The sequence below is a fragment of the Faecalibacterium sp. PGM34 genome (assembly GCF_054456555.1).
This window is the reverse complement of record NZ_CM136898.1, coordinates 2,178,944-2,191,269: the sequence shown is the minus strand read 5'-3', so window position 1 is coordinate 2,191,269 and position 12,326 is coordinate 2,178,944. Positions and strand designations below refer to the sequence as shown.

The following is a 12,326-nucleotide window of genomic DNA, read 5'->3' as shown; positions in this document are numbered from 1 at the left end:
GTTTGCAGGACATTATCTGAGAATGATTTTCAGAAAAGCCCTTGTTCTCCTTTTCTAAATGCGCTATACTATATAAAAAGTGCCTTGCAGGCAGGGAAGGAGAAACCACCATGAATGAACCACTTGCGCAGCGCCTGCGTCCCAAAACGCTGGCGGATGTGTGCGGGCAGCAGCATCTGCTGGCTCCGGGACAGGTGTTCCGCCGCACCATCGAGAGCGGGCGCATCCCTAACATGATCTTTTACGGCCCCTCCGGCACCGGAAAGACCACGGTGGCACGCATTATTGCCGAGAACAGCGGCATGACCCTGCACAAGCTCAACGGCACCTCCTGCGGTACCGGGGATATCAAGGCGGTGCTCAAGGATATCGGCACGCTGGCAGCGGCGGGCGGCATTCTGCTGTATCTGGACGAGATCCAGTACCTGAACAAAAAGCAGCAGCAGAGCCTTTTGGAGTGTATCGAGGACGGCAGCGTTACCCTGATCGCGTCCACCACCGAGAACCCCTATTTCTACATCTATAACGCCCTGCTTTCCCGCTGCACGGTGTTTGAGTTCAAGCCCCTTGCCGCAGCGGATGTGGAGCGCGGGGTGCGCAATGCCGTGCAGCGCCTTTCCGAAGGGGAACAGGTGCCGGTGTGCATGGACGAGAATGCCTGTGCCTATCTGGCCGAAAGCGCCGGCGGCGATCTGCGCAAGGCGCTGGGCTGTCTGGACTTTGCAGTCACGGCAGCGCCCGTGGAAAACGGAGAAAAGCGCATCACCTTGGATATGATCCGGCAGGTCACCCGCCGCACCGCCATGCGCTACGACCGGGAGGGCGATGACCACTACGACATCGTTTCTGCCTACCAGAAGTCCATGCGCGGCTCTGACCCGGACGCGGCGCTGCACTATCTGGCACGCCTGCTGGAAGCGGGAGACCTGCCCTCTGCTTGCCGCCGGTTGATGGTGTGTGCCTGCGAGGATGTGGGGCTTGCCTATCCGCAGATCATCCCCATCGTCAAGGCGGCGGTGGACGCCGCCAATATGGTGGGTCTGCCGGAGGCGCGTCTGCCGCTTGCGGATGCGGTGATTCTGGTGGCCACCAGCCCCAAATCCAACAGCGCCCACGATGCTATCAACGCAGCCATTGCGGACGTACAGGCCGGGCGCACCGGTCCCATCCCGCGCCAGCTGCAAAACAAGCACTTTGACGGCGAGGATGCGCTGGTAAAAGGGCAGAACTACAAATATGCCCACAGCTACGCAAACCACTGGGTACAGCAGCAGTATCTGCCGGATGTGCTGAAGGATACCAAATACTACACCTTTGGCGACAACAAGACCGAGCAGGCCGCCCGGGCGTACTGGGCAAAGATCAAAGGGGAAGAAAACGTCTGAACTGTGTGAAAAAGGAGGATGGATATGCGTTACTCAAAACAGCGGGAGCTTGTCATGCAGGCGGTGGAGCGGCTGTGCGACCACCCGACTGCGGAGGAAATCTACGATAAAGCCGCACAGGAGTGCCCGAACCTGAGCCTTGGCACCGTATACCGCAACCTGAACAGTCTGGTGGAGGCTGGGCGGGTGCGCCGGGTATCCATCCCCGGCAAGGCAGACCGCTTTGACCATACCCTGCTGTGGCACAGCCACCTGTACTGCACCGTCTGCGGCGGCGTGACCGATGCAGATGTGGACGGAAAACAGGTGATGGAACTGGTCAAAAACCAGAAGGGCAGGGTGCAGGACTGCGCCATGGTGCTGCTTGGCGTGTGCGAAGAGTGCTGCCGCAAGCAGGATGCAGAGGCGGCAGCGGTCAAACAGGCATAAAATTTGCGCGTTCCCTCTTGCCCGCAGCGGCCAAACAGGGTATACTAAAGAGTGTCTTTTATAAAATAGCAGAAAATAGAGTTTCGCCGCATGGGGCTACCCTGCCCGGCGGAGAAGGATGGTTTTTTTGGAATACATTAACTTTGAACATAATGCCGTTGCCGCCGAGCTGGTGCGGCAGACCTACGACACCCCGCCGCTGGCCTTTGTGCACAGCTACGGCTGTCAGCAGAACGTCAACGACGGCGAGCGCATCAAGGGCGTGCTGGTGGATATCGGCTACGGCCTGTGCGATAAACCCGAGGATGCCGACCTGATTTTGTTCAACACCTGCGCCGTGCGCGAGCACGCCGAGCAGCGGGTGTTCGGAAACGTGGGTGCGCTGAAGGGGCTCAAGGAGAAAAAGCCCGGCCTCATCATCGGCCTGTGCGGCTGTATGGCCAACCAGAAGCACGTTGTGGAAAAGCTGCGCAAGAGCTACCCCTATGTGGATCTGGTGTTCGGCGTGGACGGCATCGACACCCTGCCGCAGCTGGTGGCACAGAAGCTGCAAAAGCATAAGCGGGTGCTGCTGGACCCCGCACAGCGTCCGGTCATCGTGGAGAACATTCCCATCCGGCGCGAGAGCGAGTTCCGCGCATGGCTGCCCATCATGTACGGCTGCGACAACTTCTGCACCTACTGTATCGTGCCCTACGTCCGCGGCCGCGAGAAGAGCCGCAAGCCCGGTGATATCCTTGCCGAGTTCCGCAGCCTTGTGGAAGCGGGCTATAAGGAGATCACCCTGCTGGGTCAGAACGTGAACAGCTACGGCAAGGGGCTGGAAGAGCAGATCGATTTCTCCGATTTGCTCAACCTGCTGTGCACCGTGCCCGGCGATTATCACATCCGCTTTATGACCAGCCACCCCAAGGACGCCAGCCATAAGCTCATTGATACCATCGCCGCCCAGCCGAAGCTGTGCAAGCACCTGCATCTGCCGGTGCAGTGCGGCTCCGACCGGCTTTTGCAGCAGATGAACCGCCACTATACGGTGGAGCAGTATCTGGAGCTCATCGACTACGCCCGCAAGACCGTGCCCGGCATCACCTTCTCCAGCGATATCATCGTGGGCTTCCCCGGCGAGACCGAGGAGGACTTTGTAAAAACGCTGGAACTGGTGCGCAAGGTGGGCTATATGCAGCTGTTCACCTTTATCTACTCCAAGCGCACCGGCACCAAGGCTGCCGAAATGCCGGACCCCACCCCCCGCAAGGAAAAGACCGACCGCATGACCCGCCTGCTGGCTACGCAGGACGAGATCGCTATGGCACTGGTCAAGGCACAGGTAGGGCAGACCGTCCGGGTGCTGGTGGAGGGCTTTGGCCGCAACGAGGGCACCCTTTCCGGCCGGCTGGACAACAACCTGACCGTGGAGTTTGCCGCCGACCCGGCACTGCTGGGCAGCTACGCGACCGTACATCTTACCGGTGCCCGCGCCACTGTGCTGCTGGGCGAGGTGGAAGCATAAAAAAGTGATTCCGGGGCAAACTGCCCCAGAAAGAATAAAAACAACAAGGAGAACCCAATCATGGATTGCATTGATCTTTTCAAGCGTGCCGCTATGGCACTGCAGACCGACCCCCGCTACGTCATTCTGGATCAGGCCCGCAAAGCAAACGACAAGGATGAGGAGCTGCAGAACCTGATCGGCGAGTTCAATCTGGCCCGCATGGACCTGAACAACGAGATCGGCAAGAACGAGCGCAACGACGCCCGCATCGCTGAGCTGAACGAGAAGGTGAACAGCCTTTACGGCCAGATCATGGGCAACGAGGGCATGGTGGCTTACAACGAGGCCAAGCGCGAGTGCGAGAATCTGGTCAACTATATCGATGCCATCATCAACACCGCCATGAACGGCGGCGACCCCATGACCGTGCAGGAGCCTTCTGCCTCCTGCACCGGCAGCTGTTCTACCTGCGGCGGCTGCCACTGAGCAAACTTTTTTGACCGGAACGCGGCTGTGCAATACAGACCGCGTTTTGTTTGCACCGGCGGTTACAGCCCGCAAACCGGCTGACGGAACCATACAAGGGAAAGAGGAAAAACCATGGCAGAGCTTTCGCCCATGATGCAGCAGTATCTTGATATCAAAAACCAACATAAGGACGAAATTCTTTTTTACCGCATCGGCGATTTTTACGAGATGTTCTTCGAGGATGCCGTCACGGCCTCCCGGGAGCTGGATCTTACCCTTACCGGCAAGCAGTGCGGCCTTGCGGAGCGCGCCCCCATGTGCGGCGTGCCCTTCCACAGCTACGAGGGCTATGTGGCGCGCCTGATCGCTAAGGGCTATAAGGTGGCCATCTGCGAGCAGGTGGAGGACCCCGCCAAAGCCAAGGGGCTTGTCAAGCGGGATATCATCCGGGTCGTCACCCCCGGTACGGTCATTGAAAGCAGTATGCTGCAGGACGACCGCAACAACTACATTGCCAGCCTGTACCTCAAGGGTAAAAAGGCCGGCCTTTGCTTTGCGGATGTTTCCACCGGTACGGCGCATATCACCGAGCTGACGGCGGACAAGATCGCCCCGGCGGTCATTACCGAGCTATGCCGCTACCACCCCAGCGAGGTGCTGCTGAACCCCGGCCTGCTGGACTGCCGCGAGGTGACCGCGTACATCAAAAAGAACATGAGCTGCTCGGTGGAGCTGGTCGAGGACGAACGCTATGCGCCGGGGCTGGTGGCTTCTGCGCTGGAAGAGCAGTTTGGCCGGGACTGGCCGCAGACCACCGGCATAGCCGCCGAGGGTCTTGTGCGGTTTGCTATGGCTGCGTTGCTGGAATATCTGCACGATACCCAGATCAAGGGTGTGGAGCGGTTAAAGACCGTCATTACTTACAACGAGGCCCAGTTCATGCGGCTTTCGCCGGTCACCCGGGCAAACCTTGAGCTGACCGAGACCCTGCGCGGCCGCGAAAAGCGCGGCACCCTGCTGTGGGTGTTGGATAAGACCAGCACTGCCATGGGCAAACGTATGCTGCGCAGCTGGATCGAGCAGCCGCTCATTTCCAGCCAGCTCATCAACCACCGCCTGAACGCTGTGGAGGCGCTGGTGCGCCAGACCATGGTGCGCGGCGACCTGACCGAGGAATTGCACTACATCGCGGATCTGGAGCGCCTGATGACCCGCACGGTGTACGGCTCAGCCACTCCCAAGGAGATCTACACTCTCGCTCAGACTTGCGACCGTCTGCCCGGCCTGCGCAAGCAGGCAGAGGGCTGCAATTGCCCGGAACTTTCCGAACTTGCTGCCAGTATCGACCCGCTGGAGGATATCAAGGCGCGCATTTATGCCGCAGTAGACCCGGATGCACCCTCCACCCTCAAGGATGGCGGCGTTATCGCCAAGGGTTACCACGCCGAGGTGGACGAGCTGCGCTCCATCCGCGATAACACCAAGGGCGTGCTGGCGCAGCTGGAAGCTCGTCTGCGGCAGGAGACCGGCATTCCCAAGCTGAAGATCGGCTATAACCACGTGTTCGGCTACTTCATCGAGGTGAGCAACTCCTATAAAAACCTCGTGCCGGAGACCTATATCCGCAAGCAGACCCTCACCTCCGGCGAGCGGTACATCACGCAGGAACTGAAGGAACTGGAAAGCAAGATCCTTGGCGCACACGAGCGGCTCATTTCGCTGGAACGCCGCCTGTTTGATGAGCTGCTGGAAAGCATCGGTGCCCAGCTGGACCGCATCCAGCGCACCGCCAATGCCATTGCCCAGCTGGATGTGCTGGCGGCGCTGGCGCAGGTCGCTGCGGAAAACAACTACTGCCGCCCTGTGGTGGACGACAGCGATGTGCTGACCATCACCGAGGGACGTCACCCGGTGGTGGAGCAGGTGCTCAAGGGCAGTATGTTCGTGCCCAACGATACCACCCTCAACTGCACCACCGACCGCTGCCTCATCATCACCGGCCCCAACATGGCGGGTAAATCCACCTATATGCGTCAGAATGCCCTTATTGCCCTGATGGCGCAGATCGGCTCCTTTGTGCCGGCAGCCAGCTGTCATGTGGGTGTGGTGGACGCCATCTTCACCCGCATCGGCGCATCGGACGACCTTGCCGCAGGCCAGTCCACTTTTATGGTGGAGATGACCGAGGTGGCCGAAACTTTGAAAAACGCCACTGCCAAAAGCCTTGTGGTGCTGGACGAGATCGGCCGCGGCACCTCCACCTTTGACGGCATGAGCATTGCCCGCGCCGTGGTGGAGCATATCGCAGACCCCGCCAAAGGGCTGGGCTGCAAGACCTTGTTCGCCACCCACTACCACGAGCTGACCGAACTGGAAGGCACCGTGGAGGGTGTAAAAAACTACAATATTGCGGTCAAAAAGCGCGGCGAGGACATCACCTTTCTGCGGCGCATCGTGCGCGGCCCCGCCGATGACAGCTACGGCATCGAGGTGGCAAAGCTGGCCGGTCTGCCCGGCAGCGTGACCCGCCGTGCCCACGAGGTGCTGCGCGCACTGGAAGCCTCTGCTCCCAAAAACAAGGTGGAGCAGATGGATTTTGACGCTTTGCAGGCGTACAATTCCCCGGCAGTGCCCAGCGAGATGATGGAAAAGCTGGAAGCCGTGGATGTGGAAACGCTTACCCCCATTGAAGCGCTGAACTTCTTGTACGAGCTGAAAAAGACCCTCAAGGGCAGCCTGAACGGCTGACCATAAAAAATAGTAACCACAAGGGAGGGAAAGACCATGGCAGTCATCCATGTACTGGATAAGCATACTGCGGAGCTGATCGCCGCCGGTGAGGTGGTGGAGCGCCCGGCATCGGTGGTCAAGGAGCTTTTGGAAAACTCCATCGACGCCGGTGCGACGCAGGTCACCGTCAGCATCGAGTCCGGCGGCGTAAAACTGATCGAGATCAGCGATAACGGCACCGGCATTGATGCCGAGTATATCCCGACAGCCTTCATCCGCCATGCCACCAGCAAAATTGAAAAGCCGGATGACCTGAACAGCATCCATACGCTGGGCTTCCGTGGCGAGGCACTGGCTTCCATTGCCAGCGTAGCGCGGGTAGAACTGCTCACCCGCACCGAGGTGGACGAGTTTGCCACCTGCTACCGCATTGCCGGCGGCGAGGAGCAGGGCAGGGAGCCTGCTGCCCGCGCCGTGGGCACCACTATCCGGGTGCAGGATCTGTTCTACAACACCCCCGCCCGCATGAAGTTCCTCAAAAAGGACTCCAGTGAGGGCACCTTTGTGGCAGATAACGTAGGGCACGTGGCGCTCAGCCACCCGGAGGTCAGCGTCAAATTCATCCGGGAAGGCAAGCTGCAATACGTCACCCCCGGTGATGGTCAGCTGCGCAGCGCCGCCTACGCGGTGCTGGGGCGTGAGTTCAGCCGCGACCTCATCGAGGTGTATGCCGAGGAGGGAATGTACCGGGTCACCGGCCTGATCACCCCGCCCAAAAGCTGCCGCGCCAGCCGCAGTATGCAGCATTTCTACATCAACGGCCGCTATGTGCGCAACCGCACCATCATGGCGGGCATGGAAATGGCGTTCAAGGGCACGACCATGCAGGGCAAGTTCCCTGGCGGCATCCTGCTGCTGGAAATGCCCACCGACCTTGTGGACGTCAATGTCCACCCTGCAAAGATCGAAGCCCGCTTTGCCCGGGAAAATGACGTGTTCGATGTCGTTTACCACGCGGTCAAGCTGGCGCTGGCACAGCCCGGCACCGGGGAACACCGCTTCACCTTTGAAGCAGACGAAAAAGAGAAAACCGAAAAAGAAAACGATACACAAAGCGAAAATACTGTAAAGAGTAATCGCTTTACAGGACTTTCTGCCGTCATTCCAGAGCAGGCGAACCCCGGTACGCTGCCCGCGCAGCGCTGGCAAGCCCCGCAGCCGCAGCGCCCTGCCGCTGCCCCGGTGAAAACCCCGGCTTTTACGGCAGATACCTCGCCGATACAGCCCGCACAGCCTGTCCGCACGGCTGCTGCTGTGCCCTCGTGGCGGCAGTCTGGCCCTGCGGAGGACATTCTGGACCCGGTGGTCACCCTCCACAGCCCCGAAAAGCCGGACGCAACAAAAATCCATCCTGCGTCGCAGTCCTTCCGGGCAGCAGCCGGTGAGGCACAGTTGGACGTGCACCCGGAAACGGACACTGAAACCGACCCGCCGCTGGACCACATGGCGGCGTGGAACACCATGCCCGCCGCCCCGGAGATCGAAGCCGCAACGGTGCCCTATCAGCCGGAAGAACCCGCGCAGCCGGAACAGCTGGGCTTTGATGTGCCGCAGGGGGAAGAACCGCTGCGCTATGTGGGCGAGGTATTCCGCACCTATATTCTGGCAGAGCGGGGAGACGAGCTGTGTCTGATTGACAAGCATGCCGCCCACGAGCGCCAGCTGTATGAAAAGCTTGCCGCCAATTACGGCAACGTGCCCAGTCAGCTGCTGTTGCAGCCCGCTGCCATCGACCTTTCCGCAGAGGAAAAGCAGGCGCTGCTGGAAAACCAGCCCCTGCTGGAAAACGCCGGGCTGGATGTAGCGGACTTTGGCGGCAGCACCGTGCTGCTGCGCGCCGTGCCTGCGGACGTAGAGCCGCAGAACGCTGAGGACTTGCTGGTGGAGATCGCTGACCGCCTGCTCAAGGGCAGCCGGGACGCGCTGAACGAGCACACCGAGTGGGTGCTGCACTCCATCTCCTGCCGCGCCGCCATCAAGGCGGGGGACAAGTCCTCCCCGCAGGAACTGATGGCACTGGCTGAGAAGATCCTCTCCGGCGAGGTGCCGCCCTTCTGCCCGCATGGCCGTCCCTGCGTGCTCAAGCTTACCCGAAAGGAGTTGGAAAAGCAGTTTGGACGCATCGTGTAATACAAAACCCGCCGTGGTGGCTGTGGTGGCCCCACCGCCACCGGCAAAACTGCGCTGGGCGTTGCGCTGGCGCAGCAGTTCTCCGGCGAGGTCATCAGTGTCGACTCCATGCAGATCTATAAAGGTCTGGATGTGGGCACCGCCAAAGTCACCCCGCAGGAGACCTGCGGCATCCCACACCATGGCGTGGACATTCTCGCCCCGGAAAAAACCTTCAGCGTGGCAGATTTTACCGCGCTGGCAGGGGAGTATATTCAGGATATCACCGCCCGGGGGCATCTGCCGCTGCTGGTAGGCGGCACCGGACTGTATGTGCAGAGCCTTTTGTACGGGGTGCGCTTCACCGCCGAAAAAGCCCCAGACGGTCTGCGCGAGCAGCTGACCGCTGAACTGGAGGCCATCGGCCCGGAGGCCATGTACGCAAAACTGCAAGCCGTGGACCCGGAAGCCGCCGCTGCCATCCACCCCAATAATAAGGTGCGGGTGCTGCGGGCGCTGGAGCACTACCACGCCACCGGCAAGCGTCTCAGCGAACAAAAAGCCGATTCGCTGCCGCCGGAGCGTCCCTACCGCAGCCTTGTGCTGGGGCTGGATTTCCCGGACCGCGCAGCGCTGTACCGCCGCATTGACCTGCGGGTGGACAAAATGCTGGAGACCGGGCTTTTAGCCGAAGCGGAATACGTCTGGCGCAACCACGAAGCCTTCCGCACCGCTGCACAGGCCATCGGCTATAAAGAATTTTTCCCGTATTTCGAACAGACCGCCGCGCTGGATGCCTGTACTGAAAAACTCAAACAGGCTTCCCGCAACTATGCTAAGCGCCAGCTGACATGGTTCCGCCACATGGACGGGGTCACATGGCTGGACGCCGGGGCGGCAGACGTGCGGCAGACCGCCCTGCGTCTGACCCAAGACTTTTTATCGAAAGGATGATCCTTATGCCGGAAACCCCTCAGGAACCGCGCCACAAGCTCTCTGCGCTCACCACGCTGGCAGTGGTGCTGGCCACCTTTTTGCTGGTGGCGGCAGCGTATGTCTGCTGGCAGGCGGCGCACATCCTTTTCCCCCAGAACGTCTACGAAACGGCGCTGCCCATCACCATCTCCGATACCATTGAAGCGGATGGCGTGCTGCTGTTTGACGAGACCTGCATTTCCGGCAGCGGCAATCTGGGCTACCTTGTCTCGGACGGCGAGCGGGTGTCAGCGGGCACTGCCGTTGCGGAGCTGTATACCGATGCAAATCAGGCGGTGCTGCGCCAGCAGCTGACCCAGCTCACCAGCCAGATCGACCTTTTGCAGCGCTCTCAGAACACTGCAGCCACCCAGCTGGACGGCCTGCTCAAGGAGCGCTCCGGTGCACTGTACGACCTGCTGGATGCGCTGGATACCGCCCGTTACAGCGATGTGGACAGCAGTGCCGATACCTATTTGTTGGCACAGAACAAGCTGTGGATCACCACTGGAGATACCGCCGGTTTTGCGGATCAGATCGCGCTGCTTGCCCAGCAGGCACAGACCGTGCAGGCACAGCTGGGCAACCCCACCCAGATCCTCGCCCCCACCACCGGCTACTTTGTCCGGGCCGCCAGCAGCGGACGGCTGAACGCCGGAGCTGCGGACATTCTGGCGCAGAGCCCGGAGCAGCTCAAGGCCTATCTGGACTCTGGCCCCGAGATGCCGCTGGATGGCTGCGTAGGCAAGCTGGTGGCCGGGTTCAGCTGGCAGTACGCCGGGGTGTGCTCGGCAAAGCAGGCCGAAAAGCTGCTGGGCTCGGACGGCAAGCCCCTGCGCACGGCGGTGGAAATTAGCTTTCCCGGCCAGAGCGATGCCGCCTTGCGTGCCACCGTCACCGAGGTGACCATTGATGCAGAAAAGGATATTGCCCGCTTTGTGCTGCGCTGCAACTCCATCAACGGCGACGTGCTGTGCCTCAACCACGCCCGCGCCCGCATCAGCACCGGCGAGAACACCGGTCTGCGGGTGCCTGCCGCAGCGGTGCACTACCTCAAGGAGGACGGCACCGAGGCTGAGACGCAGGGCGAAAACTACATCCCCGGCGTGTATGTCAAATACGGCAACATCGCCCGCTTCTGCAAGATCGACCCCGTGGATGCCGACCATCCGCTGGTCAAAGAAGGGGATTACATCCTTGTTTTGCCCAAGGGAACAGACGGTTCTGTCAGTCAGGTAAGGCTTTATGACGAAATAATCGTCTCGGGACAAAATTTATATGACGGAAAACTTTTGTAGTTATTGACATCTGCTGCAAAAAATCAGATAATAGTAAAAGCTATTTGCATTCTTTTTGCAAAGAAGGCCAGGCAGCCGGGCGCTGCCCGAATGAAAGGAGCAGATAATTATGTCTTTGCTGGATAGCATTAAGAAGGGCCTGATGGGCGAAGGGGACGAGTACGAGGATCAGTACATCGATGACGGCCCCCAGATGGTGAACAACAACAGCGGCGTTGGCATCGGGATGGACGAAGAGACCGAGGAGCCTGCCGAGGGTGCCAGCAAGAAGAACAAGGTGGTCAACATCCATGCCACCACCCAGCTCAAGGTGGTTCTGGTCAAGCCCGAGCGGTTCGAGGATGCCAGCACCATTGCCGACCATCTGAACAACAAGCGTACCGTGGTGTTGAATCTGGAGTCCACCAACAAGGAGGTCTCCCGCCGTCTGGTAGACTTTTTGTCCGGCGTGGCCTATGCCAACAACGGCCAGATCAAGCGCGTAGCCAACAGTACCTTTATCATTACCCCGTACAACGTGGATATCATGGGCGACCTGCTGGACGAGCTGGAGAACAATGGCGCATTCTATTGATCCGGCAACCGGCGCGGTGCGGGGCTTTGTGCCCGCCCGCAATGATGAGGAACGCTATCTCATGCGGCATATCGAGGATCTTGCCGATGCGGCTTTTTCCCGCGGCATAGCCCGGTACTCTGCATTCCTCAGCGACCGGGAACAGGATCTTGCCCGGGCGGCACTGGGACGTGCCGGTGTGCGGGACGGCTGGCGTTTTGACGGCGGCTGGCCCGAGGCCGAGCGCCGGGTGCTCTGTCTGGAGCCAGAGTACAGCTACGGCGAGTGTCCGGTGCGCTGCGTACAGCTGCAATGCCGGGCACTGCCCGGTGCGGCGCTCCCTGTGCACAAGGACTATCTGGGCAGCCTGATGGGGCTTGCCCTCAAACGCGAGGCACTGGGCGATATCCTGCTGCCTGCCGATGCGCCGGGCACAGCCTATGTGTTCGCGCTGGAACCGGCGGCAAAGCTCATCTGCCGGGAGCTGTGTCAGGCGGGGCGCACCGAGGTGTCCACCCGCCTGCTGGAACCGGAAGAGATCCCGGCCTTTCCTGCACCGGAGCGGCAGCTGCTCACCGCCACCGTGTCCTCCCTGCGGCTGGACGCGGTGCTTTCTGCCATGCTGCACGTCAGCCGCGGCACTGCTGCGGAGCTGATCGAAGCGGGCAGGGTAGAGATCAACCATCTGCCGGTAGAAAAACCCCACGCCCCCGTATACGAGCAGGATGTGTTCACCGTGCGCGGCAAGGGCCGCTTCCGGCTGACTGCATTGCCCGGAAAAAGTAAAAAAGATCGTTCGATCATTGAGTTCTTTCAATATTAAAAGC

General features: G+C 60.4%; 10 protein-coding genes. All 10 read left to right on the top strand.

All coding sequences use genetic code 11. From position 1 onward, the window contains the following. The first annotated feature begins 110 nt into the window (after positions 1-110). Positions 111-1,385 carry a replication-associated recombination protein A gene (locus tag ACXPUX_RS10470; RefSeq protein ID WP_458828252.1) on the top strand — a complete coding sequence of 425 codons (1,275 nt, stop codon included), beginning with the start codon at positions 111-113 and terminating at the stop codon, positions 1,383-1,385. A 24-nt stretch (positions 1,386-1,409) separates the two neighbouring features. Next, entirely contained in the window at positions 1,410-1,814 is a 405-nt protein-coding gene (locus tag ACXPUX_RS10465; RefSeq protein WP_458828251.1) for a Fur family transcriptional regulator, read from the top strand. A gap of 118 nt (positions 1,815-1,932) precedes the next feature. After that, positions 1,933-3,324, top strand: a complete 1,392-nt coding sequence (gene miaB / locus ACXPUX_RS10460; protein WP_458828249.1) for a tRNA (N6-isopentenyl adenosine(37)-C2)-methylthiotransferase MiaB — start codon at positions 1,933-1,935, stop codon at positions 3,322-3,324. A gap of 60 nt (positions 3,325-3,384) precedes the next feature. After that, complete coding sequence (locus ACXPUX_RS10455; protein WP_458828248.1) at positions 3,385-3,792, top strand: YlbF family regulator; 408 nt, start codon at positions 3,385-3,387, stop codon at positions 3,790-3,792. A 114-nt stretch (positions 3,793-3,906) separates the two neighbouring features. After that, a complete protein-coding gene (gene mutS / locus ACXPUX_RS10450) occupies positions 3,907-6,522 on the top strand; it encodes a DNA mismatch repair protein MutS (protein ID WP_458828247.1) in 2,616 nt (871 codons plus the stop codon). A gap of 36 nt (positions 6,523-6,558) precedes the next feature. Next, a complete protein-coding gene (mutL, locus tag ACXPUX_RS10445) occupies positions 6,559-8,694 on the top strand; it encodes a DNA mismatch repair endonuclease MutL (RefSeq protein WP_458828246.1) in 2,136 nt (711 codons plus the stop codon). 54 nt (positions 8,695-8,748) lie between these two features. Further along, positions 8,749-9,627 carry a tRNA (adenosine(37)-N6)-dimethylallyltransferase MiaA gene (gene miaA / locus ACXPUX_RS10440; protein WP_458831225.1) on the top strand — a complete coding sequence of 293 codons (879 nt, stop codon included), beginning with the start codon at positions 8,749-8,751 and terminating at the stop codon, positions 9,625-9,627. 5 nt (positions 9,628-9,632) lie between these two features. Next, positions 9,633-10,946 (top strand): HlyD family efflux transporter periplasmic adaptor subunit, encoded by a 1,314-nt coding sequence (locus ACXPUX_RS10435; RefSeq protein ID WP_458828244.1) that lies wholly within the window; start codon positions 9,633-9,635, stop codon positions 10,944-10,946. A 109-nt stretch (positions 10,947-11,055) separates the two neighbouring features. Beyond that, on the top strand, positions 11,056-11,520 hold the full coding sequence (locus ACXPUX_RS10430) for a cell division protein SepF (protein WP_458828243.1): 465 nt from the start codon (positions 11,056-11,058) through the stop codon (positions 11,518-11,520). Beyond that, entirely contained in the window at positions 11,504-12,322 is an 819-nt protein-coding gene (locus ACXPUX_RS10425) for a YlmH family RNA-binding protein (RefSeq protein ID WP_458828242.1), read from the top strand. Before ACXPUX_RS10430 ends, ACXPUX_RS10425 begins: the two co-directional genes overlap by 17 nt. The last annotated feature ends 4 nt before the right edge of the window (positions 12,323-12,326 follow it).